This window comes from Paenibacillus stellifer (genome assembly GCF_000758685.1).
Taxonomy (GTDB): domain Bacteria; phylum Bacillota; class Bacilli; order Paenibacillales; family Paenibacillaceae; genus Paenibacillus_AQ; species Paenibacillus_AQ stellifer.
In genome coordinates, this window is the sequence record NZ_CP009286.1 from 116,304 (window position 1) to 139,301 (window position 22,998).

Genomic DNA, 22,998 nt, shown 5'->3' on the forward strand with positions numbered 1-22,998 from the left:
CATATCGAGCAGCAGCGAAAACTAAATAAGGACAAATAGCGGCGCCCATCCCGGGCGTCGTTTTTTTGCTGTCCGGAAAGGAGGGAATATGGCAGGCGGAATTATTGACTCTTTGATGTACAGCGTTGGCTTTAAGTTTAATAATCGCGGCATTCGCGACGCACAAAGCGGCGTAGACAGACTTACCCAGCGCGTCGAAGGCATGGGGCGGTCGATTGGTAGGGCGGTTAAAAGTTTTGGTGGACTCGCTCTTGCTATCGGTGGTGTGAGCTCGGCTGCAAGCCTGTTCAAAAAAACTATTGGCGGTGCTATGCAGCTTGAACAGACCCAAATGCAGATTTCGGCTTTGGTAGGATCTGCTGAAAAAGGGCAGGAAGTCTTCGACATGATCAACAACATGGGCCTGAAATCAGTCTTTTCGGAAGATGATTTTCTGAATGCTGGCAAAGCCTTTTTACCGATCACCAAAAACGTCAAAGAACTGAATTACATGCTTGGTGTAACCGAACGCTTGGCATCGGCCAATCCGCTTGAGGGGATGGAGGGCGCGGCGTTTTCCATGAAAGAGTTGGCCAGCGGTGACATCGCCTCTATTGCCGAACGTTTCAATATTGGCAAGAATGATCTTCGGGCATCAGGATTTGATGCCAATGGTGGCGCACTGGCTAATATCAAGGCACTGGATAAGGTGCTGAATCAATATGGATATACCTCAGAGTATGTCAACGAGGTCAATCAGTCCGGCGCAGCGCAGTGGGACATGCTGCAGTCCAATATCGGAAATGCACTGAAAAAATCAGGAACAGAAGCAATGAATTTGCTCAAGGGCCCGCTTGAAAAGGTAAACCAGTGGATGGGAGCAGGTGGACTCAGCAAAATCACAAGCGTGTTATCCAATGGGATTGCCGGAGTCGTCCGTTTTGCCATTAATGCAGGTACCAACATCCTGAATTTTGTCCAGCGGGTAACGCCGAAGGTCAAAGATATGGCGGCATCAGTCGGGGCCTGGTGGCAGGATGTAGCTCCGAAAATTCAGGCCTTGTGGGATCAGATTCAGCCTGTGGTAAGTCTGATTGCGGATAAGCTCGTTTCCGGCCTTCAGGCGCTGTGGCCTGAAATTGTGAACATCGCACAGGGGATTGCCGACACAGCAAAGAGTTTTGTCCAGTGGGATGGCTTTTTGCCGGTGGTAGCCGGTCTTGCAGCAGGGATACTTACCTTCAAAGCTTACACACTTGCTACGACGATAGCGGTTAAGGCGTGGACGATTGCAACAAAGATTCACACCATGTGGACACAACGCGCGACGCTCGCCCAAAAACTTTTCAACCTCGCAACAAAGGCGAATGTCATAGGGCTGATTATTACAGCTTTAGTTGCCCTGGGCGTCGCCTTGTTTGTGGCTTATAAAAAATCAGAAACATTCCGGAAATTTGTAGACGGAATGTGGTCCGGAATCAAGACCGCGACCATGGCGGTGCTTAATTTCTTCAAGGTGACAGTGCCCAAGTATTTCATGATGGCTTTCAACGCCGTCACCAATTTCCTGAAAAACTGGGGCCTTGTTATCCTGGGTGTGATCGGTGGTCCTATATTTCTGATCGCGGCGCTTGTCTATAAGTACTGGGACCAGATCAAGGCGGTAACAATCAGCGTATTTACGGCTATCGGATCGTGGCTCGGATCTGTTTGGGGCAGCATCAAAAGCACGGTATCCGGTGTCGCTGTCGCTATTTGGAATAAGGTAACAGCTGCCTGGAACGGCTTGAAGACGGCTATCTCGTCAGCGATGGAAGGCATAAAAAGTACAATGTCGTCAGCATGGGATTCTATTGTTTCTGCAGTTTCCGGAGTTGGTGAGGGGATAAAATCCAAGTTATCCGGAGCTTGGGAGGCCGTAAAATCAACATTCCTTAGTGGAATAAATTGGATTATTGGAAAATTCAATGGGATGATCTCATCCCTGAATTCGGTATCCATAAAAAATCCGTTCACCGGCTCCGAGATCGCAGGAGTCAACATCCCATTAATCCCGACGATTGATGGTAGCCACAAGAACGGTCTTGCGAGTGTTCCGTGGGATGGATATGTTGCGGAGCTTCATAAAGGTGAACGCGTCCTTACGGCAAACGAAAACAAGGTGTACACTCCGGAATCGGCGCCAGCACGTTCGGCCTCCGGCAGCACCGGTAGGGTGACAGTGAGCCCATCAATCAATATCACCGTTGAGGGCAACGCAGATAGCGGCACTGTCAGCAGCCTGAAAACGACCATACACAATGAGGTGCTGGAAATCATCATGTCTGCCCTGCGTAGCGCCGGATTGGATGGTGCGTAATGGCAAAGATTGACGGCAAGTACATCACAGTAGAGACGGAGGCGCCGGATTATCCGGTAACCGTCACGGAGCAGCCGGTCGAAAAAGGGGTCAGCCTTGTCGATCACGTCCAAACCGGAGCCTGGACCATGTCTCTCTCCGGTTTGATCGTAGGTCCGGATGCGGACAAGACTCGTGCGTACATTATTGCAGCCAAGGACAAAGGTAAAATCGTCAAATACATTGGGCGTAATAGATTTACCGGGGTCATTACGGCATTTAGCACAAGCCATGATTACACGGTGGCCAATGGTATGACCTTTTCGATGGATCTGCGCGAGGTACGTATCGCTACATCGTCCTATGTTGCGACGTTGCCGGCCCCGGTTAAGGCACAGGCTGCTGCCGTCGCCAACAAAGGGACACAGCAGCCAAAGAATAAGTCTAAGAGCAAAGGCAAGGGCAAAGGCGGAAAGAAAAAGACATCCAGCTCCAACACGAAGAACAAGAAAGCGACCAGTGCCAGTAGCGTCATAAACAAGCCTACCCGCGCACCGATCAAGCCCGGCAACAAGTGGGGCACAGGTAACCTGATGTGAGGTGAGCCATGGATTATATTGAGATCGACAAAGACGGCCTGCCGTACCGGTTTGATATCTCCATCGCGGACGAGCTGTTCACGATGGAGATCCACTACAATGCTGAGTATGACTTCTTCACCGTCGACCTGGAGGACGCCGATGGCAATACACTGGTGACGGGTGAAAAGCTCATCTATGGCCAGTCTCTTTTTGCGGATGTATGGGACTCTCGCTTCCCAAAACTTCCGATCGTCCCATGGGATGAATCTGAACAAAGTACAGAGGTCACGTGGAACACGCTGGGCACCAGCGTGTTTTTGTATATCGTGGACGAGGAGGACGAAGACGATGGCTCTTAAGAATTTCGGCCGGATGGTCGAAGTCATGACGACCAATATGTCGTTTTCCCTGGCGAATTACACCATGGAGGGCACCGTGCCCTTTGACTCCGACTCCTTGCCGAACGAATCTGAAATCCGGATTTGGAACCTCTCTCAGACAACAATCAATCGCATTGTCAAAAATGCCGTGTTGATGGTCAACGCCGGATACACCGGAGATGTCGGTACCATCCTCCACGGCCGTATTTCGGCGGTGCGCACCAAGTGGGAGGGCGTAGACAAGATCACGACGATTAATGTCCTGGACAGCGAGGATTTGTCCACACGCGAGATAAAAAAGGAGATTGCTTTTGCCAAAGGCAGCTATGCCAGTGCCATCATTAAACAGCTGGCCGGACTTATCGGGCTGCCCATTGCGCAGATGCAGCTCGCCAAGGACTACCGGTACAAAAGTGGGTACAGCGCCAAAGGCAAGGTGACGGACATCATTTCGGACGTTGCCAAGGACTGCGGGACATCGGTTTATATCAATCAAGGCAAATTGTACGTGCGCCCGCTCCGAATCGGCGCCGACTCCGTATTTGAGCTCAACCCGGATACCGGGCTGATCGGCTCCCCGGAATATTTTGAGGAGGACGGACACAAGGGATATAACTGCTCCGTACAGCTTCAGCGGCGGATCACGACGGCATCAGTCCTTAAGCTGACCTGCCGTGAATGGTCCGGCCAGCTGCATGTGAGGAGCGGAACGCACAAGTTTAGCAATACAGGAGACTTTTCGACGGAAGTGGAGGCGATTATGTGAGCAAATCAAGCGCGGCAGCAGCACTCGGCAAACTCTTAGCCTCACACAGCGGGCAGCAGGCGGATAACCTCGATGTCGCCATGACCTGCAAGGTGCTGACCTTTGATCCGGCGGCGCTGGTGGCCGATGTGCAGCCGCTTGTCCAGACAGGAGACGAGGCGCCGGCGCCGATCTTGGAAGTCCCAGTAACTGGCCTGCGGGTGTTGTTTGGCGGCGCGGAAACAGTCCTGCGACCGGCCCTGCATGTCGGGGATACGGTGCTGGTCGTCTGCTGTGACGCAGAGATACAAAATACGCTTTCTGGACAGGTTGCGGCGCCGGACACCGCCAGGCGGCACAGCCGGAATGATTCCGTCGTCATAGGAGTGATGCCATGCTGTCTTTAAAGGTAGACGATACCGGCGACCTGGTATTTTCCGGCGGGGAGCTGCGGATGGTCTCCGGTCCAGAGGAGATTGCGCAGTGCTGCCGGATGATCCTTGGAACAAATAAAGGCGAGTGGTTTCTGGATCTGGATTTCGGTATCGACTTCAGCCGGATTCTCGGCAAAGACGTGACTGAGGAGGATGTCAGGGACGAACTGACCGAAGGGATGCTCCGGGAACCACGTATCCAAACCGTTGATAACGTAGATGTGGTATTTGACCGAGCTGCCCGAACGGTTACTGCAACAATTACGGCCACGGCCATAAACGGCGACATCATCACGGTGGAGGGGGTGGAAAAGATTGTTGGATAGCACGGGTTTTAAGCGAATGAGGTACGATGACCTATTCGCTGAAATGGAGGACAAAGCAAAGCAAGATTACGGTGACGATACAAATACTTCGAAGGAATCTCCACTCGGAATAATCCTTCGTGACTTCGCTTGGTTCTTGTCCATCATCTGGAGCACGGCCGAGGATGTGTACAACAGCGGGTATATCGGAACAGCAACAGGTAACAATCTCGATCGGCTTGGCCCGCAGGTTGGCATCAGCCGAGTCCTGGCACAATGGGCTACCGGCGCTGTCACGCTTACCGGAACTGCTGGATACACCGTCTCAGCAGGTTTCCGAGTGGCGACCGAATCCGGATTGACCTACCAGACGGTAGCTGACGTTGTGTTGGCTGGAGGCTCCGGAACGGTCGCCATTGAAGCGCTGGAATCTGGGGCTGGTAGCAACGTCGCAGCCGGGGCTATAACGGTCATCGTTAACCCTAACCCGGACGTTACAGCCGTAACCAACGCCGCGCCGGTGACGGGCGGCCGGGAAAAGGAGACGGATGCCGAGTTTCGCAGCCGGTTTGAGCTTTCCACCGCTGGCGGCGGGGCGGCGTCCGTGGATGCCCTGCGCAGCGCCCTGTTGCGGCTGACCGGCGTCCGGGCTGCGACGGTAATAGAAAACACTAGCCTGACTACGGACAGCACAGGACGGCCAGGAAAGTCGTTTGAGGCATATGTCCTTGGCGGCGATGATCAGACCATAGCGGACACTATATTTGCAACCAAATCGGCCGGCGTTGAAGCGCATGGAGATATAACGATAACAGTCGATGACCTAGCTGGCGAACCTCATACCGTCAAGTTTTCACGGGCGGCAGAGGTTGCTATCCGCATCACCGTTGATGTCACCAAGGGCGATGAGTACCCGGCAGACGGCGACGCTCAGGTACAATCAGCGTTGATCCGGTATGTAGGCGGGTCTGACGCCGCCGGAGCGTACTATAACGGCCTTAACATGGGAGCGGACGTGATCTATACCAAGCTGATAAGCGCTGTCTACAGCGTAGCTGGCGTAGAGGACGTAACATTGACCGTCGGTAAGGTTGCGGGCATCCTCGGGTCGGCAAATGTCGATATCGAGCCTTACGAGGTGGCGCAAGCCGTCGCGGCCAACGTTGGGGTGACGAGCCATGTTTAGTGTTAAGGACATGCTTAAACGGCTGCCGGATACCTACAACAAGGACCCGAATAGTGATCTGGGCAAACTGATCGGCAATCTGCACGAGCAGCTGGCTGCGATTGGAGACGCGTTGGAGACGGTGCGCGATTGGCGTGATATAGACGCCGCTAAAGGCACGACATTGGACCGGATAGGAACCAACATCGTACAGCCGCGCGGAGCGGCGACAGATGAGGTTTACCGGGTGCTGCTCAAGAGTAAGATCGCCCGGAACCTGTCCAAGACGGATGTCAATACGATCATCAAGGTGCTTGCCTTGGCGTTGGATTGTGACTACAGCGATATCCGGATACAGGAAAAATTCGACGATCCGGAAGACCCGGAGCCTGCCGCGATTAACCTTATCCGAGTGCCGACACAGCGGCTGAATGAGGTCGGCATGTCGCCGTTTCAGTTCGCCAGGATCGTACAAAAGACGGTTGCTGCCGGCGTGCGTGTGGCGCTTATCGAGCTGGCCGGCACGTTTACCTTGTCCTCACAGTATGACGCGCTCGAGACAAGCGCTCTTGGCCTGGCGGATATCGACATGACAACGGGCGGGACGCTGGGCGAAGTATACTTGCCGGGCGACGATTACCCGCTGCCTATATAGGAGGGATTATATGCCGGATTTTAACGAACAATTGCCGGATTGGACAGCTGACGGAATTGAGCCTCCAGAGTCAAAAAAGAGCGACGGCTGGCAGGTTAACGACCATCCTCCTGCTGGATGGCTTAACTGGTTATTTAGTAGGGCACACGCGGCGCTGGTGGAGATTCGTACTGTGTTTTCCGCTCACAAAGCCGATACAACTGCCCACGTTACAGCCGCAGAGCGGACCGCTTGGAACGCCGGAGCCACAGCTGCATCAAACGCCATCCCCACATCCCAAAAAGGCGCTGCATCTGGTGTCGCCACACTGGACGGTACTACCAAGCTCCCGGCCGGGCAGCTCCCTATCAGCGCCGTACAGGCGACGACAGCAGACATTACCTACTACGTCCGGACAGATGGCAGCGACAGCAACAACGGGCTGGCCAACACGTCGGTGGGGGCGTTTAAGACAATCGGGAAGGCAATTAGCATGCTGCCTCAGACAATAAACCATGCCGTGATAATCAACGTTGCTGCAGGTGCCTATTCAGAGGACTTATTAGCAAAGGGGTACAATGGCAGCGGAACTCTTGAAATAACTGCTTCCGGCGTAGTTAGCGTTCCCCGCATCTTGACGCAAGGAAATGCAATACAAGTCACGATAACTGGGTTTATCGCTACCACAACGATGGCCAATGCGATCGAATTGACAAGCAATGTGTGGGTATGGTTGCAAAATTGCTATGCGACAGCTAACGCAGGGAGTTATTACGGGGTTGTTGTATACGGAGGGACTGCTGTTATAAGTGGCGGAACCTACTCAAACAAAACAACTTCAATATGGGCCCGTAGTGGGGCGAATGTGTTTGTGACTGGAATTGGAGGTAGCGGCAGCGGTATTGGTTATCTAGCGACAGAAGGAGCAAAAATCGGAGGACAAGCTGGAACCCTGAGTGCCACGTCATACTTAAGCATTACTCAAACAGGTGGGTTTATTTCTCTCGGCGACGGCGTCCTCAATCCATGGGGAGATAATACGGCAAGTCAAAGGTCGTTTTGCCACGCTTCTCATGCCACCCAACAGACCTTGTCTGCGAGTGTGTGGACGAAGATTGTTTGCGGCACAGAGGGGGCGGACAATCTTGGTGAATACAACCCATCAACCGGCGTGTTTACCGCACAACGAGCCGGACAGTACGTTGTCACCGTGTCCGTGTCCTTCACAAACTTTCAGGATGGCGATGAGATAAAAGTTGGTGTAGGAGGCGCTTCTGGAGGACCATTCCTTGCAGCGCCGCCACAGCGCGTAAATGGCGCAGGTTATTCTGGCATTTGCTTTACGACTACTGTTGGTCTTAGTGCCGGCGGTCAGCTCGCGCCTTACGCTCTTAGTGCCCGAGCTGGTACATTAACCAATCCTGACGGCGTATATTCGTTCTTTAATGTAGAGCGCTCGGGTTGAAGGAGGGAATAACATTGGATTTATTTTTTGCAATAAAGTATTTGTTTTCTGACGCTCAAGGCGATTCGGATTTTAAAATCGTAGACGACGGACCAACGCCTGTACTTCGCCCGGGCGCGGAAGAAAAGGGCCGCGTCCGTTATGAAATCAAGCCTCCCGAGGCGGAAGAAGCTCCCGTCGAAGGCGTTCATTTTCGGTACGGCATCGACTATAACCTGCTGACTGAGGGCGAGGATTACGACCTGGTAGACAAGGGACCGTATATCGCCATGTGGAACCTGGAGGCACCGCAGCCTACCGAGGCCGAATTAGAAGAAGCATGGCAAGCATACCAGGAGGCGGAAGCCAATAAGCCGCCTGACCCGCCGAGCGAGATTGAGCAGCTGCGTATGGACAACGCTGGCCTACTGCTAGAGCTGGCACAGGTGCAGGCCCGGCAGGATCAGGCTGACGCTGACAACGCCGCTCTGCTTCTGATGCTCGCGGAAGGAGGTGTGGTTTAGTGGACTGGTACGCGACGATTAAACGGTATTACGACGCCGGGTATTATTCGCCGGCACAAGTGCAAGTCTTTGTCACCGCCAAGAAAATAACGGCTGAACAAGCTGCAGAGATTACCGGCGCCGCATAGGCGTATTTTTTATGCCCTCGGGATCCCCGGGGGCTTCTTTTGTGGAGAGAGGGGGAACAGTGTTTGATCAATCACATTAGACAGCTTGCAACAACAATCATAACGGCAGCCGTGGGGTCCGGTAGCCGGGAGGTCGCCTTGGGCGGCGTTACATCTATGGCTGGTGTGCTGGCTGTGGCAGTGGGCTGGCTGGGCGGCTGGGATAAGCCCTTGGAGCTGCTGGTCTTGCTCATGGTTGCCGACTATGCCAGCGGCGTAGCAGGGGCGTTCAAGACCCATACGGTATCATCGGATATTATGTTCTGGGGCGGCGTCCGAAAGGCAGTCGTCCTTTTTGTTGTCGGGCTGTCCGCGCTGGTGGATGACTGGCTGCAGCCGGGCGCACCAGTGTTCCGGGCGGCGGCAATCTTTTTTTATGCGGGACGCGAGGCATTAAGCGTCGTCGAAAACTTCGGTGTCCTGGGCGTACCGCTGCCGGACAAACTGCGGGATTACCTCCTGCAGCTCAACCAGGACAAGGCCCGCAATAACCCGGCCAAGCCGGAGCATCCGGACAATGCCAGCGGCGGGGATGACAAATCAGCGTAGGAGGTATCCAGAGTGTCATTAACACTAGAACAGCTCTTATCCAAGTCTGCGACCAAGATCGCGACGCTTCAGGAACCGCTGCGGACCGGCTGCGCGGCGCTGATCGAACTGGCCTATAACCGGGGTGTCATGCCGATCATCACGCAGGGGATGCGGACATATGCCGAGCAGGACGCGCTTTATGCGCAGGGCCGAACGAAGCCGGGAGCCATTGTCACCAATGCCCGAGGTGGATACAGCAATCATAATTTCGGATTCGCGGCCGATTTTGCCTTGCTCCTTCCGGATGGTCGAACGGTCAGCTGGGACACGCTCCGCGACGACGACAAGGACAGCCTGCCGGATTGGTCCGAGGTGGTCGATCAGATCCGGCGCCTTGGCTTTGACTGGGGCGGGGACTGGCTGTCCTTCAAGGACATGCCGCACTTCGAAATGACCTTTGGCCTGACAACTGCTCAGTATCGCGCAGGCAGCCGACCGAGCGCGGCCAAAGTCGCCGCAGCGGTGGAAAAGATCAAGACAATTTTGAAGGAGGAACGAACAATGATTGATGATCTGAACAAGCGGCTGACAGCAGCCGAGCAGGCCATTGCCGTGCTGACGAACAGCAAGGACACACTGAAGCAAAATCAATTGGAGCAGGGAAAGGTCATCGCCAATGTTGCGGACCGGGTGACCAAGCTGGAGGATCGCGGCAGCCTGGAGCATGTGCCGCCTTGGGCGCAATCGGCTGTTGATGCTGCAATGGCAGCCGGGCTGATTAACATGCCAGAGGGAGGCAGCCAGGACTTCTACCGGGTGCTGACCGTGCTTCAACGGATCGGCTTGCTTGCAGCTGGAAAGGAGGCGTAATTGATGGACAATCAAAACTTAACGGACGTTCTGGCCTTCGCTTCTGTGTTGGCCGTATTTGTGTTGGCTGGAGTGCAGTTTATTAAGACAACCGTCAACGTCCGCAAGAACCTGGTGCCGTTAATCGGCGTTGTGATCGGCTTGGTGATCGGCTGGGCAGCTGCTCCGTTTACGGACCTGGGATTGACGCTGCGGCTGTGGGCGGGGGCACTGGCGGGGTTGTCAGCGACGGGGCTGTTCGAGCTGGCGTTTAACAAGTCTTCGGGAAAAACGAAGGAGTAAGAACAAGCCCCTGCTGGCCGTGAATGGCTGACAGGGGCTCTGTCATTTTAGATTATTTCAAATGATCGACCGCGTATTGCGCCTCAGCCTTAGTGAATTTCTCCCCATACTCCGAGGTCAATTGATCGTAGATGGCTGAATTTGACATGCTCATAGACTCTGCGTAGGTCTGTGCCTTTTTTAGAGCATTTTCTTTCCAATCAACTACAACATTATCAATAGCATACTGAGCGGCTTCTTTGGGGAAATTCTCCCCATATTCCGAGGTCAATTGCTCGTATAGACCCTTCTTCGACATATACATAGTCTCCGCATACATTTCCGCTTTAGCTAATGCTGCCGTATATTCCCTAGGGACGCTCTTCTCCGCCGCCGGTGCTTTGGTTGGTGCCGCGGTCGCCTTGGCCTTTGCTTCCTGAGCAGCTGCCGGAGCGGCTTTACTTGAGGCTGCGGGCTTAGTTGTCGGCTCGCTGGCGGTTGACTCGCCCCCACCGCTATTTCCTCCGGCAATAGCAATTACTACGATTACGACCAGCGCCCAAAACCACCATCTCTTAAAAATCGGTTTCTTCTTCATAATTTCCCAAATCCCCCTATTATACGAAATAATTTTCGAAATATAGTGTATCAGACATAGGTAATATTTACTAGACACTATTTCATATTGCTTTAACTCTTGCATACAGACCAGCATAACCTGGCCATCCCTCGACTGTGACGGCCGTCAGTGCTTGTGTGATCGTCAAAGGCTCGTACAGGCTGCCGTTGCGCACCTCAATGATGCAAGCTGATGACAAGGGGATGAGGCTGCCGTCGTGCTTCTGCAGGCCGACCGATCTATCATCAAGATCGACGACCAGGCGACCCGTAATATAGCCTGACATGATGTCTGCAGTCTCTTTCATGTGCTCGTTAATTTCCATATCCAACACCTCCCTCCACTCAAAATATGGATTCGCATGGTTAATTCTGTATACAATTACCGAATTAGATTCGACATTAAGTGACAACATTCACAATGAGTAAGTACTACAATACGAATAAACGAACATATAGTCCTGAAAAACGCTTAAAACAAAGGATTAATAGCGAAATATGTATAGCCTATACTATACACTCGCCCGGGAAGAGCCGACCGGCTCAGGGAAGCAACATCAACTCGTACAAGTCCTCCATGTGGCAGTTAAGTGCGTTCGCTACCGTTGCAGCAGCGTCAAATGACATCATCTCCCGGTTATTCGCCCAGTTAGAAACTTGTTGCCGTGAGTAACCAGTCCTACGCGCCAATTCCGCCTGAGTGAGCTTGCTCTTCGTTAATAGGTACTTCAGTCGGCATCTCCCACGGGAGAGCTTGACCATTCGAACGAAGTCCCTTCATGAGTTAAGGATAGGTTCGAGCGGATTATAACACATAAGCCAACGAGTACCAATTAGAAACATATGTTCTCATAATTTTGAGACTATGCTATAATGTGATTACAAAAATTACCCTTAAAAGGTGGTATTCATCATGGAAATTGATTCCAGTCCGAAACACGCCAGAAAGCAGACGATTAAAGAAATTAGGCTAGAACAAGGTTTTGATTTGAAGTACATATCTCGCTTGGTTGATATTCCGGAAAGTCTTTTAATTGAGTACGAGAACAATCCGGCGCACATAACAATAGGTCTGGCTGTAATTATTTCTTCTATATATAAAGCGCCCCTTTCTTCCATTGAATTTACAGAAGACAATCCACCCCACAGTTAACCCACAGATGAACGGAAAATGCTATTATGCTGTTGATACGCTGTGATTCAATGAGACACCATATAAATCTTGATGTATCAGCGTTTCTTCTCGTTATTGCCTATGATGTTATGTTGATGATATAATCTGATACAATCAAAAAAAGATGGCAATAATATATTTTTGGACATGCCGCTCCAACCTACTTTGAAGATAAGAACCTGAATACTTTTTAACCGGAGGCTCTGTCTTTCATGGACGGACGATTCCGGCAGGTATGTTCTTTATTTATAAAGTTTGCGGGCCGTTAGAACACAAGAATAAGGGAGGAATGACCCAAGTGTGGGAAGATAAGTTTGGTAAAGAGGGACTGACTTTTGACGATGTACTGCTGGTTCCGCGTAAATCGGAGGTGCTGCCGAAGGAAGTGGATATTTCCACTGTGCTCAGCAGCAATGTGAAGCTGAATATTCCGCTGATGAGCGCCGGCATGGATACTGTTACCGAAGCAGCTATGGCGATTGCCATTGCACGCGAAGGCGGCATCGGCATTATCCACAAGAATATGCCGATTGAGAAGCAGGCGGAAGAGGTAGACCGGGTGAAGCGCTCCGAGAGTGGCGTTATCACTAATCCTTTCTCGCTTACACCGGAACATCTGGTTTCCGATGCTGAAAGCGTAATGGGCAAATACCGGATTTCCGGCGTGCCGATCGTAAATGACGACAACAAGCTGGTGGGGATCATTACGAACCGCGATCTTCGCTTCATTCATGACTTCAATATTCCGATCAGCGATGTGATGACGAAAGAAAACCTCGTAACCGCTCCTGTCGGAACCACGCTGGCTGAGGCCGAGGTTGTGCTCCAGCATCATAAGATCGAGAAGCTGCCCCTTGTAGATGAGAATTATGTGCTCAAAGGGCTTATTACAATTAAAGATATCGAGAAAGCCATCCAATTCCCGAACGGTGCCAAAGATGCCCAAGGCCGCCTGCTTGTAGGCGCTGCGATTGGTATCTCCAAGGACTCGCTGGAACGCGCGGAAGCGCTCGTTAAGGCGGGAGTGGATCTGATTGTCATGGACTCGGCTCACGGACACCATATCAATATTATTGATGCGGTTCGCCAGATTCGCCAGATCTATCCGGATCTGACGATTGTGGCGGGAAATGTAGCTACAGGCGAAGCCACACGCGAGCTGATTGAAGCCGGTGCCTCCATCGTTAAGGTTGGTATTGGACCTGGCTCGATCTGTACAACCCGCGTTATCGCCGGTATCGGCGTTCCGCAAATTACGGCAATTTATGATTGTGCTACCGTTGCTCGTCAGTACGGCGTTCCGGTTATTGCAGACGGGGGCATCAAGTACTCCGGAGAAATCACCAAAGCGCTCGCAGCCGGTGCGCACGCGGTTATGCTGGGAAGTCTCTTCGCAGGCACGGAAGAGAGCCCGGGCGAATCCGAGCTGTACCAGGGCCGGAAGTTTAAAGTATACCGCGGCATGGGCAGCATGAGCGCCATGAAGCAGGGCAGCAAGGACCGTTACTTCCAGGATGACGACAAGAAGCTCGTTCCTGAAGGCATTGAAGGACGCGTCGCGTTCAAAGGCTCCTTGTCGGATACCGTTCACCAGCTGATTGGCGGTCTGCGTTCAGGCATGGGATACTGCGGTACGAAGACGCTGGATGAGCTGCGCGACAATACTTCGTTCATCCGTATTACAGGAGCAGGGCTTCGCGAAAGCCATCCTCACGACGTGCAAATCACGAAAGAAGCTCCCAACTATTCCCTATAATATTAGATCCGCTTAAAATCCGGACGGACAGGACGAATTTCGCCCTGTCCGTCTTTTTTTGGGTGTACCCCTGTGTTAGAATAGAACAAGCAATTGAGATGAGGACAGAAGGAGAGTTTAAATCAATTGAAGTCCAAGCGTAAAGCCAATGTGAAGAAAATGGTCGTTCAGACTGCGGCAGCAGGTCTGATTTTTAATATGCTTATGTCATCCCCGCTCCCTGCTACGGCCGCGAGCGCATCTTCCCCGGCGCCGTCAGCTGCAGCTGGTACGGCAGCGACAGCCCCGGCGAAGACTTCAGCTGTGACAATCCCGTCGGTGGATAGCCTCGGCTTGAATCTCAAATCGGCGGTGCTCATAGAGCCGACAACGGGCCAGGTGCTGCTGTCCATGAATGCGGATCAGCCGCTTCCTCCCGCCAGCATGACCAAGATGATGACGGAGTATCTGATCGCCGATGCTGTCAAGAACGGCAAGCTGTCCTGGGATCAGAAAGTAACGGTAAGCGAGAATGCGGCTAAGCAGATCGGATCGCGTATTTTTTTGGCACAGGGCGATCAACATACGATTGAAGAGCTGTACATAGCAATGGCTGTCGGTTCGGCGAATGATGCTACCGTTGCTCTGGCAGAGACGCTCTCGGGCTCCGAGCAGGAGTTCGTCAAGCTGATGAATGAAACGGCTCAGAAGATGGGCATGAAGACAGCTTATTTCATTAATTCGACCGGCCTCAGCCGTGACGATATGCCGAAGAAGTTCCGGCCGGATACGGACAAAGAGACGGTAATGTCGGCGATGGACGCGGCGATTCTGGCTCAGCATATCGTGCTGGATCACCCCGATTTTTCCAAGTATACGACGATTCAGTCCTACAAATTCCGCGAACGCGACAGCGCCCCGATGATCAACTATAACTGGATGCTGGAAGCGAACAAGGACATCGCCAACTTCAAGCAGTACGCCTACCCGGGGCTTGACGGCCTGAAGACCGGCCATACGTCCGACGCCGGGAACTGCTTCACCGGGACTGCGGTCCGCAATGGCATGCGTCTGATCAGCGTGGTCATGGGGGCGAACTCGGAGGCTCACCGCTTCACCGAGACGAAGAAAGTCCTGGACTTTGGATTCAACAATTTTGAGATCAAGCAGGTTGTAGCGGCCAAATCGACGGTTGCCGGCAATGAGACGGTCGCCATCACCAAAGGCAAGAAGAGCGACGTGCCGGTCGTTACCGACGCAGGCGTAACGTTCATCGTACCAAAAGGCACGACAACCCCGCAGGTTGCGGCAGTAACTAAGATCAATGACGCTTCGACGCTGGTGGCGCCGATCAAGCAGGGAACCAAAGTCGGTTCGGTAACCTATACGTACAAGGTGAACGGCATGGAGACGCAGGAGAAGACCGTAAACCTGATCACTTCGGAAGAAGCGCCGAAGGCGGGATGGTTCAAGCTGCTGTTCCGGGCGATCGGAAGTTTCTTCAGTGATTTGTTCTCTGGAGTGAAAAATTTGTTTTAATTTACCGAGATTTTCCGTGTAATCCCTAGTAAATCAGTTGTATATTTATCCGCCATGCGGTAAAATAAAAAGTTAGATTATGATTGAATATCGGGAGGATTGAAGAAATGGAAACAGGAACTTCTAGAGTTAAAAGAGGTATGGCTGAAATGCAAAAAGGCGGCGTCATCATGGACGTCATGAATGCGGAACAGGCGAAAATCGCCGAAGCTGCAGGCGCCGTGGCTGTTATGGCCCTGGAGCGCGTACCTTCTGATATCCGGGCAGCCGGCGGTGTAGCACGTATGGCGGACCCTACGATCGTAGAAGAGGTCCTTAAGGTCGTCAGCATTCCTGTAATGGCCAAAGCGCGTATCGGCCACTATGTAGAAGCCAAGGTGCTGGAATCGCTCGGGGTTGACTACCTGGACGAGAGCGAAGTGCTGACTCCTGCCGACGAGGTGTTCCACATCGACAAGCGCGAGTTCACGGTGCCATTCGTCTGCGGAGCGAAGGATCTGGGTGAAGCGCTGCGCCGGATTAGCGAAGGTGCTTCGATGATCCGTACGAAAGGCGAACCGGGAACCGGCAATATCGTGGAAGCTGTTCGTCACATGCGCTATATCAACAGCCAAATCCGCAAGGTTCAAAATATGTCGAAGGACGAGCTGTATGCCGAAGCGAAAAATCTGGGCGTAGCTTACGACCTTCTGGTTGAAGTCCATGAGCTGGGCAAGCTGCCTGTTGTTAACTTTGCTGCCGGCGGCGTTGCGACTCCTGCTGATGCCGCGCTGATGATGCATCTGGGCGCCGACGGCGTGTTCGTAGGCTCGGGTATTTTCAAATCGGACAGCCCCGAGAAGTTCGCTCGTGCAATCGTTGAAGCAACGACGCATTACACGGACTATAAGCTGATTGCCGAGGTTTCCAAGAACCTGGGAACACCGATGAAAGGCATCGACATCGCAACATTGACCGCTGCCGAACGGATGTCGGAACGCGGCTGGTAATATAGAGAGAAGGTTTGGGGAATGAAGATAGGAGTGCTGGCGCTTCAAGGCGCCGTAACGGAACATATCGTAAGCGTCGGCAAGGCCGGTGCGGAGGGCGTGCCCATCAAGCGGGTAGAGGAATTGAAGGAAATCGACGGTCTGATTATCCCGGGCGGCGAGAGCACTACCATCGGCAAGCTGATGCGGAAGTATGACTTTATCGAGGCGATCCGAGAGTTCGCGGCTGATGGCAGGCCGATTTTTGGCACATGTGCCGGCTTGATTGTGATGGCCAAGGAAATTGCAGGCGGGGAGCCTCCCCATCTGGAGCTGATGGATATCACCGTGGCGCGTAACGCTTTTGGACGCCAGCGGGAGAGCTTCGAGTGCGACCTGGACGTCAAAGGCATCGACGAACCGATCCGCGCGGTGTTCATCCGTGCCCCTCTCATCGAGAAGGTAGGACGCGGCGTTGAGGTGCTGTCCGAGTATAACGGAGAGATTGTGACGGCGCGCCAGGGCAATTTGCTCGTATCTTCCTTTCACCCAGAGTTAACCGATGATTACCGGCTGCATCAGTATTTTACGGACATGGTGCAAGCGGCCCGGAACGTCGGGGCATAAAACTGTATACCACACATCCTGACTCTTTCAAAGGCCCTTACCGGCGTTTTGAAAGAGTTACGGCTGTTTCAGGAGGGAAAATGTCGTGTTAGATGTTAAAATATTGCGTACCGATTATGCCAAGGTGGAGCAGGCCCTGGACAACCGCGGAAAATCACTGGATTTGATCTCCGGCTTCACCGCGCTAGATCTTCGCCGCCGCGAGCTGCTTCAGGAGACGGAGAGCCTTAAGAACCGCCGCAACACCGTATCCGGTGAGGTAGCCAAGCTGAAGAAGACCGGAGAGCCGGCAGAAGAACTGATCGCTGAAATGCGCAGCGTCTCGGACCGGATTAAGGAGTTGGACGACGAAGTTCGCGAGCTGGAGAATCAGATTTCCGAACTGATGCTGAGCATTCCGAATATTCCCCATGAGTCGGTTCCAGTAGGTAAGACCGAAGAAGACAACGTGGAGATTCGCCGCTGGTCGCAGCCGCGCGAGTTCGGGTTCACGCCTAAATCGCATTGGGAGCTGGCGCAGAATCTGGATATCCTGGATTTTGAAGCGGCTGCCAAGGTAACGGGATCACGCTTTGTCTTCTACAAAGGTCTCGGAGCCCGTTTGGAGAGAGCACTGATTAACTTCATGATGGACCTTCATAGCGGCGAGCACCATTATGAAGAAATGCTGCCCCCTTATATCGTCAATAAAGACAGCCTGTACGGAACAGGACAGCTGCCGAAGTTCGAAGAGGATCTGTTCAAGCTGCGCGATACGGATTATTATCTGATTCCAACAGCTGAGGTTCCGGTAACGAACTATTACCGTGAGGAGATTCTGAACGTATCCGATCTGCCCAAGTATTTCGTCGCTTACAGCTCCTGTTTCCGTTCTGAAGCAGGCTCTGCCGGCCGCGATACCCGCGGACTGATCCGCCAGCATCAGTTTAACAAGGTGGAGTTGGTCAAGCTGACCTCGCCGGATACTTCCTATGAAGAGCTTGAGAAGATGACTGCCGATGCCGAGCATGTTCTGCAGCTGCTGGAGCTGCCATACCGGGTACTTGCGCTGTGCACGGGCGATATGGGCTTCACTGCGGCCAAGACCTATGATCTGGAGGTATGGCTGCCTGAATCAGGCATGTACCGCGAGATTTCGTCCTGCTCCAATACGGAAGACTTCCAGGCGCGGCGCGCCAACATCCGTTTCCGCAAGGAGCCGAAGGCCAAGCCGGAATTCGTGCATACGCTTAACGGATCAGCGCTGGCCGTCGGACGGACAGTTGCAGCCATTCTCGAGAATTACCAGCAGGAGGACGGCAGCGTGCTCATCCCGGAGCGCCTGCAGCCTTATATGGGCAACGTCAAGGTTATTCGTCCTAAAAGCGAGTAGCAAGAAGGTTGAGGTTGCTTACATAACCGTTTCCATGGTATAATCTCTATTGTATGTGGCGTTTGCCGCAGATCATGGAGAGGTACCGAAGCGGTCATAACGGGGCGGTCTTGAAAACCGTTAGGGTGCAAGCCCACATGGGTTCGAATCCCATCCTCTCCGCCAGTTTTGCATTTTCCTTGCTGCATAAGGATTTGTAGCGAGTTTGACTGAAACGCACTTTACCGTTGGATAGCGGTGTGGTGCGTTTTTTAGCGTTCGTGACCGTTGGATCGGAATATTGCATTCCGAATATATTTTGCAGATAGTTATCAAGAATACGAAGGGGCTCGTGTAAAGCTTGGTTCGGAAACTTATGAGTTACCTTATAGCCAATTCTCGGAGGCACCGATACCGATAGTTTCTGAAGAACAAAATCTCCCATCTGCATCATATGTTCGCCGATCGAAGCGGGAACGATCGCCCATTGTCTGGCATCCTTCAAAAAAGTAGTGATAAGTCCCGCTGTGTCCAGATGAACACGGGACGGGCAAAGAGGGTCCCACCACTGATCATGTCTGAATTGAAACTCTCTGTTCCAATTGATAAAGACTTCGTCTTGCGCCGCCAATTCTTCCATTTCAACCGGATCTCCGGTCTGCCGCCCCGGCACTGCCAGGCGCAACAGCACCATTTCTTCAGTGAAAAACGGTTTGACAGTGACGCTGGGCGACACGATTTCCCTCACCACAAACGCCACATCCATTTCGCGCCGCTCAATGCTATCAAAAGCTTCCTGCGTATGCTGCGTACGAATTTGCAGCCGGATGGGCGGGGTATGCTGATTAAGATTCGATATACCGGCGGTAAAACAAAGTGACTTATACTTTCGGCAGCGCTTATTGCCAGACTTAACTGCGACCCGCTAGCCTGCAAGATTTGTGTTTCCCTCCAAAGAGCTTCCCATCTTTCCGCAATGCTAAAAAAGTTTTCACCTTTCGGGGTCAGACTAATTTTGGGTGCCCCCTTTCTTCGCTCAACCAAAAGGCTGCCCATTTCCTTTTCCAATGTCTTTAACCGATAGCTTACTGTAGCTTGTGACAGGTGCAGCAATTCGGCCGCTTTGCTTATGCTCTCGGTTCGTACGATAGCTAAAAATGCTTCAATCCCGGGAAAATACATTGAATACCTCCCACTATAAATTAATAAAATCTCTTGTTTACTCACTCTTTCTCGGATTTTCACTCATTGACAGATCGAGAGATGGAGAAGTCATGTAAGGATGACATTATTTTCTGGAGGAGCCGGTGGCGGGAATAGAGGTCGGGGGATTATTTCCAACCCTTAGATAATTCCTCTGATCGCACCTTGGATATCCACACCTTCTTTTGACGGCTTACCCTCCCATGTCACGCTGGGTCTTAGCCCTTACATTCCTTCGTTCTGCCTCTCAAAAGGTGGACGCCGTTTCTTGCTCCTTTACAGGGTCGTTGCCCTTATGGAATAATTCCTACGGCTGCTCCGTGCTTCCGTTGTCTTGGCTCATTCCGGTCCGGCGGTAAACATGAATTCGGTTTGGCTTAAGCTGCCATCTGTAACTGAGCCTGACGCACCGGCCCTAACACGTCGTTTGCGTTGTACGGAACCTGCTTGGTTCCGAGCGTATGAAGCACGCGAATGAGCTTCCCACACAAGGCTACAAGGGATTGCTTTTTCTTGAGCGGATTTTGACTTCGCTTGGTGAAATACTGGTGCAGTGCCTTAAACTCGGCGTTCTTTGCCACCATGGGCATCACCGCCCGGAACAGCAGCGCCCTTAGGCGTGCGCGTCCACGTTTAGTAATACTGGATTTGCCCTTTTTCTTTCCCGAACTGTTCTCCTTGAGGTTTAGTCCGGCGAGCCGAATAATCTGCTGTCCATGCTCGTAACCGCTCAGATCCCCGACTTCGGCGAGAAACCCTGCCAACGTAACTACGGCTACGCCCGGAACGGTAAGCATCTCTTTCGTTCCCGGAATTTGAGCAAGGAGACGTTCCACCTCGGCCAGAATCTCTTCGAGTTGTCTGGCGAACATCTCATACTGCTCCAGAAGCGTCTTGATCTCCACTTTCGCTCCGGGAAGTCCTTCCGTAAGCCCGATGGAACGCCTCGCCGTTTCCATGAGGTGCAGCGCTCGTTTCGCCCCTACGGCTCGTTTTACGTCTTTTTTCCACCGCTGGACAATGGCCTCTGTGCCCATCTCTACGATTTCTCCTGGCGTTGGAAACTCGCTAAGCGTAATGCGTGATGCCTTGCCTTCCCAGTCTTTGAAGACCTGCGTGTACTCCGGAAAAAAGCGGTCCAGCCAGTTCTGCACCCGTCTTTGCACCTGCCCGAAGTTCACCATGATCTTCTCCCGAAGATTCATGAGAATCCGCAGGTCGGCGTAAACGCTCGTTGGCAGTTTGGGCTCGCTGTACTTCCCGTTTCGCACCAAATCGGCAATGACCTTGGCATCTTTATAGTCATTTTTCGTGGGTGAATTGTCTTCCAGTTCTTTGCTTTTGTGTACGTGATGCGGATTCACAATGACCAAAGGAATGCCCTGCCGCCCTAAATATTCCGCCAGCGTAAACCAGTAGTGTCCGGTGGGCTCAATACCGAAGAGGACGTCACTCTTGGCATGCTCCTGCTGAAGCTCCTTCATCCACTGAACCAGTTGCTCGAGTCCGGCACGGGTATTAGAGAACACACAATCCTTACCCAGTTCGATCCCTCGAAAGTCTATGGCGCGAGCCACATGGGTATCTTTGGCGATATCTGCGCCGACCACGAGGGTATTTTCGGAAATTCGGGTGATTCGTTGATTCTGTTTCTTCGATTGTTTATACTTCATGATAGAGTGCCTCCTATGCTGAAATTGTTCTTTGGTCGGAACGTTTCCCAGTATACAGAAGGCGCTTTTTTCATTCAAACCTCAGATTAATTCATTACAGGAATGGCTCCTCGAAATATAGAAATGATTAATATAGTTTACAAGATATTTGAGTTTTACAGCATTATTCTTTAGGTTTAAAATTTCCAAGAAGGGAATAGGTAATGAAAGGTGGTTTAGCGATGAAGATTGTCATAGTCGGCTATTTTAGCGAGACCTCGAAATCAAATATCGTAAGGTGTTTTCCTCAAGACTGGAATGTTGTCATTGTCCCGCCCGGAAAAGAAATGCTGCATCATATTGAAGATTGCCAGGTAATCATCCCTGAACATATTAAAGTGGATCACAGCCTGCTTTCTGTCGCAAAACAATTAAAATTGGTACAGACGGGTGCAGGATTCGATAATGTAGATGTCCCTGCCTGTACACAGCTTGGCATCTGGGTGGCCAATGCTGCGGGAGTGAATGCACAGGCAGTGGCCGAGCACGTAATGGCACTGATATTGTCTTATTATAAAAACATACCATTTTTGGATACTTTCATGAAAAACGGGATGGATGAAAATCAATTGGACTATACAGGGAGTGAATTAAAAGGCAAAACGATCGGGATTATCGGTCTGGGCGCTATCGGAAAAAAAGTAGCTGCGTTTTGCAAGGTTTTTGATATGAATGTACTGGCTTATGCAAGAAATCCTCTTGTACAATCTGGCGGCCTTGTGAAAATGACGGATTTCGATACTCTTGTAAGCACATCGGACATAGTCAGCGTACATGTATCCTTAAATCAGCAAACCAAACAACTGATCAACAAAGCGACATTCAAGAAAATGAAGAATACCGCTCTTTTTATCAATACGGCCCGCGGCGGGATCGTCAACGAAAAAGATTTGATTGATGCAGTAAAAAACGGGGATATTTCAGGCGCATGCCTGGATGTGTTTGAATCTGAACCGCTTCCGATTGACAGCGAGCTCCGGAATCTGCGTAACGTGATCCTTACTCCTCATACGGCAGGAATGCCTGATGGTCGAAAATTTCATAAAAAAAGATATGATTTCTTTATCAACAATATAAAACGTGTAGAAAACGGCGAAGAGCCCGAAAGCAAGCTCAATCAGTTATAGCCGCTTCCTTCGGGGAGCGGTTTTTTGCATAGTTAGAGCAATGAAAACCGGGAGCAGATAGTGTCCTCAGCAATGCTGGAAGGAAACGCGGAATAAAAAGCTCTCTTTTTCCACAATGTATGAAGTGAACTTAAGAAAGGGATGCGGAGATGTGATAACGCTGACTCACGGCTGTTGCCGGGGCACAAAGCCCTAAATCTCAAGTTCGCTTATGCAATAAGAAAAAGGAGGCTGATTCAGTCATGGAGCAACCATTACAGCTGGACCAAGGGCGGCTTGTCTCCGCCTGGAAGGAGAGGCTGCCGTCTTTTATGGACGAGGGGGAGAGTTATACGGTACAGGCAGATGAGAGCGACCGCAAAAGCCTGCTGATCCACTTTAACGCTGCGGGTCATCAGGATTATGAACTCGATTTTCGCTGCACGTATGTGGACAGCCGTGAGGTTGCCGTTACTTTTCTTGATGTGGAGAAGGCCGGACGGAGTACGGACGAGCATTCAGCCGCAGTTCAGCAGCTAGCACAGAAATATACGCGCCAGATTCACGAATGCGCCCAGGCATTGAAGCCCGTTACCCAGCCTTGATC

General features: G+C 52.0%; 27 protein-coding genes, 1 tRNA gene and 1 pseudogene. 23 read left to right on the top strand and 6 right to left on the bottom strand.

Translation table 11 applies throughout. The features are described 5' to 3' along the window. The first annotated feature begins 88 nt into the window (after positions 1-88). The 14 genes from PSTEL_RS00650 to PSTEL_RS00710 all read left to right on the top strand — a co-directional run bounded on the left by PSTEL_RS00650 (position 89) and on the right by PSTEL_RS00710 (position 10,379). The gene (locus PSTEL_RS00650; RefSeq protein WP_038692912.1) at positions 89-2,338 is read left to right on the top strand and encodes a phage tail protein; all 2,250 of its coding nucleotides are present in this window, start codon (positions 89-91) and stop codon (positions 2,336-2,338) included. Continuing rightward, positions 2,338-2,916, top strand: coding sequence for a phage baseplate protein (locus PSTEL_RS00655; RefSeq protein WP_179944913.1), 579 nt, complete (start codon positions 2,338-2,340; stop codon positions 2,914-2,916). Before PSTEL_RS00650 ends, PSTEL_RS00655 begins: the two co-directional genes overlap by 1 nt. A gap of 8 nt (positions 2,917-2,924) precedes the next feature. After that, a complete protein-coding gene (locus PSTEL_RS00660) occupies positions 2,925-3,257 on the top strand; it encodes a phage baseplate plug family protein (RefSeq protein WP_038692913.1) in 333 nt (110 codons plus the stop codon). Next, positions 3,247-4,044 carry a phage protein gene (locus PSTEL_RS00665; protein ID WP_038692914.1) on the top strand — a complete coding sequence of 266 codons (798 nt, stop codon included), beginning with the start codon at positions 3,247-3,249 and terminating at the stop codon, positions 4,042-4,044. The genes PSTEL_RS00660 and PSTEL_RS00665 overlap by 11 nt, the downstream gene beginning before the upstream one ends. Continuing rightward, positions 4,041-4,430: a Gp138 family membrane-puncturing spike protein gene (locus PSTEL_RS00670; protein WP_052098096.1), complete on the top strand. Its 390-nt coding sequence runs from the start codon at positions 4,041-4,043 to the stop codon at positions 4,428-4,430. Before PSTEL_RS00665 ends, PSTEL_RS00670 begins: the two co-directional genes overlap by 4 nt. Next, positions 4,418-4,783, top strand: coding sequence for a DUF2634 domain-containing protein (locus tag PSTEL_RS00675; RefSeq protein ID WP_038692915.1), 366 nt, complete (start codon positions 4,418-4,420; stop codon positions 4,781-4,783). Before PSTEL_RS00670 ends, PSTEL_RS00675 begins: the two co-directional genes overlap by 13 nt. 43 nt (positions 4,784-4,826) lie before the next feature. Continuing rightward, entirely contained in the window at positions 4,827-5,948 is a 1,122-nt protein-coding gene (locus PSTEL_RS00680; RefSeq protein WP_245625042.1) for a baseplate J/gp47 family protein, read from the top strand. Beyond that, a complete protein-coding gene (locus PSTEL_RS00685; protein WP_038692917.1) occupies positions 5,941-6,582 on the top strand; it encodes a hypothetical protein in 642 nt (213 codons plus the stop codon). Before PSTEL_RS00680 ends, PSTEL_RS00685 begins: the two co-directional genes overlap by 8 nt. Before the next feature lie 10 nt (positions 6,583-6,592). After that, positions 6,593-8,026, top strand: a complete 1,434-nt coding sequence (locus PSTEL_RS00690; RefSeq protein ID WP_038692918.1) for a hypothetical protein — start codon at positions 6,593-6,595, stop codon at positions 8,024-8,026. 14 nt (positions 8,027-8,040) lie between these two features. Further along, a complete protein-coding gene (locus PSTEL_RS00695) occupies positions 8,041-8,529 on the top strand; it encodes an XkdW family protein (protein WP_038692919.1) in 489 nt (162 codons plus the stop codon). Next, the gene (locus tag PSTEL_RS26600) at positions 8,529-8,657 is read left to right on the top strand and encodes an XkdX family protein (RefSeq protein WP_084064547.1); all 129 of its coding nucleotides are present in this window, start codon (positions 8,529-8,531) and stop codon (positions 8,655-8,657) included. The genes PSTEL_RS00695 and PSTEL_RS26600 overlap by 1 nt, the downstream gene beginning before the upstream one ends. A gap of 63 nt (positions 8,658-8,720) precedes the next feature. Beyond that, the gene (locus PSTEL_RS00700) at positions 8,721-9,245 is read left to right on the top strand and encodes a phage holin family protein (protein WP_245625043.1); all 525 of its coding nucleotides are present in this window, start codon (positions 8,721-8,723) and stop codon (positions 9,243-9,245) included. A 12-nt stretch (positions 9,246-9,257) separates the two neighbouring features. Beyond that, positions 9,258-10,097, top strand: a complete 840-nt coding sequence (locus PSTEL_RS00705; RefSeq protein ID WP_038692920.1) for a M15 family metallopeptidase — start codon at positions 9,258-9,260, stop codon at positions 10,095-10,097. A gap of 3 nt (positions 10,098-10,100) precedes the next feature. Then, positions 10,101-10,379: a holin gene (locus PSTEL_RS00710; RefSeq protein ID WP_038692921.1), complete on the top strand. Its 279-nt coding sequence runs from the start codon at positions 10,101-10,103 to the stop codon at positions 10,377-10,379. Positions 10,380-10,431: 52 nt separating this feature from the next. Here PSTEL_RS00710 and PSTEL_RS00715 read toward each other — a convergent pair whose 3' ends face one another. From PSTEL_RS00715 to PSTEL_RS00725, 3 genes are all read right to left on the bottom strand, one after another. Beyond that, the gene (locus PSTEL_RS00715; RefSeq protein ID WP_038692922.1) at positions 10,432-10,956 is read right to left on the bottom strand and encodes an Ltp family lipoprotein; all 525 of its coding nucleotides are present in this window, start codon (positions 10,954-10,956) and stop codon (positions 10,432-10,434) included. Between the two features lie 82 nt (positions 10,957-11,038). Beyond that, the gene (locus PSTEL_RS00720; protein WP_052098097.1) at positions 11,039-11,302 is read right to left on the bottom strand and encodes a hypothetical protein; all 264 of its coding nucleotides are present in this window, start codon (positions 11,300-11,302) and stop codon (positions 11,039-11,041) included. 217 nt (positions 11,303-11,519) lie between these two features. Beyond that, positions 11,520-11,738: a helix-turn-helix domain-containing protein gene (locus PSTEL_RS00725; RefSeq protein WP_038692923.1), complete on the bottom strand. Its 219-nt coding sequence runs from the start codon at positions 11,736-11,738 to the stop codon at positions 11,520-11,522. Positions 11,739-11,889: 151 nt separating this feature from the next. Here PSTEL_RS00725 and PSTEL_RS00730 point away from each other — a divergent pair, with 151 nt between their 5' ends. The 7 genes from PSTEL_RS00730 to PSTEL_RS00760 all read left to right on the top strand — a co-directional run bounded on the left by PSTEL_RS00730 (position 11,890) and on the right by PSTEL_RS00760 (position 18,556). Beyond that, the gene (locus PSTEL_RS00730) at positions 11,890-12,129 is read left to right on the top strand and encodes a helix-turn-helix domain-containing protein (protein WP_038692924.1); all 240 of its coding nucleotides are present in this window, start codon (positions 11,890-11,892) and stop codon (positions 12,127-12,129) included. A gap of 319 nt (positions 12,130-12,448) precedes the next feature. Next, on the top strand, positions 12,449-13,906 hold the full coding sequence (gene guaB / locus PSTEL_RS00735) for an IMP dehydrogenase (protein ID WP_038692925.1): 1,458 nt from the start codon (positions 12,449-12,451) through the stop codon (positions 13,904-13,906). A 159-nt stretch (positions 13,907-14,065) separates the two neighbouring features. Further along, entirely contained in the window at positions 14,066-15,424 is a 1,359-nt protein-coding gene (locus tag PSTEL_RS00740; protein ID WP_052099073.1) for a D-alanyl-D-alanine carboxypeptidase family protein, read from the top strand. Between the two features lie 107 nt (positions 15,425-15,531). Continuing rightward, positions 15,532-16,413 carry a pyridoxal 5'-phosphate synthase lyase subunit PdxS gene (gene pdxS / locus PSTEL_RS00745; protein WP_038692927.1) on the top strand — a complete coding sequence of 294 codons (882 nt, stop codon included), beginning with the start codon at positions 15,532-15,534 and terminating at the stop codon, positions 16,411-16,413. A 21-nt stretch (positions 16,414-16,434) separates the two neighbouring features. Then, positions 16,435-17,019, top strand: a complete 585-nt coding sequence (gene pdxT / locus PSTEL_RS00750) for a pyridoxal 5'-phosphate synthase glutaminase subunit PdxT (RefSeq protein WP_038692928.1) — start codon at positions 16,435-16,437, stop codon at positions 17,017-17,019. Positions 17,020-17,104: 85 nt separating this feature from the next. Next, on the top strand, positions 17,105-18,391 hold the full coding sequence (serS, locus tag PSTEL_RS00755; protein ID WP_038692929.1) for a serine--tRNA ligase: 1,287 nt from the start codon (positions 17,105-17,107) through the stop codon (positions 18,389-18,391). A gap of 76 nt (positions 18,392-18,467) precedes the next feature. Beyond that, positions 18,468-18,556: transfer RNA gene (locus tag PSTEL_RS00760), tRNA-Ser, on the top strand. Between the two features lie 277 nt (positions 18,557-18,833). Here PSTEL_RS00760 and PSTEL_RS28785 read toward each other — a convergent pair. The 3 genes and pseudogenes from PSTEL_RS28785 to PSTEL_RS00770 form a co-directional block, all read right to left on the bottom strand. Further along, positions 18,834-19,229: pseudogene (locus PSTEL_RS28785) on the bottom strand (LysR family transcriptional regulator substrate-binding protein); the annotation flags it as partial. After that, complete coding sequence (locus tag PSTEL_RS28250) at positions 19,115-19,552, bottom strand: LysR family transcriptional regulator (RefSeq protein WP_245625044.1); 438 nt, start codon at positions 19,550-19,552, stop codon at positions 19,115-19,117. The pseudogene PSTEL_RS28785 and the gene PSTEL_RS28250, both read right to left, overlap by 115 nt. Positions 19,553-19,950: 398 nt before the next feature. Then, entirely contained in the window at positions 19,951-21,246 is a 1,296-nt protein-coding gene (locus PSTEL_RS00770; protein WP_038692930.1) for an IS110 family RNA-guided transposase, read from the bottom strand. 203 nt (positions 21,247-21,449) lie between these two features. Between PSTEL_RS00770 and PSTEL_RS00775 the strand changes: the two genes are divergently transcribed. Continuing rightward, positions 21,450-22,412, top strand: a complete 963-nt coding sequence (locus PSTEL_RS00775) for an NAD(P)-dependent oxidoreductase (RefSeq protein WP_245625045.1) — start codon at positions 21,450-21,452, stop codon at positions 22,410-22,412. A gap of 242 nt (positions 22,413-22,654) precedes the next feature. Then, on the top strand, positions 22,655-22,996 hold the full coding sequence (locus tag PSTEL_RS00780) for a hypothetical protein (protein WP_038692931.1): 342 nt from the start codon (positions 22,655-22,657) through the stop codon (positions 22,994-22,996). The last annotated feature ends 2 nt before the right edge of the window (positions 22,997-22,998 follow it).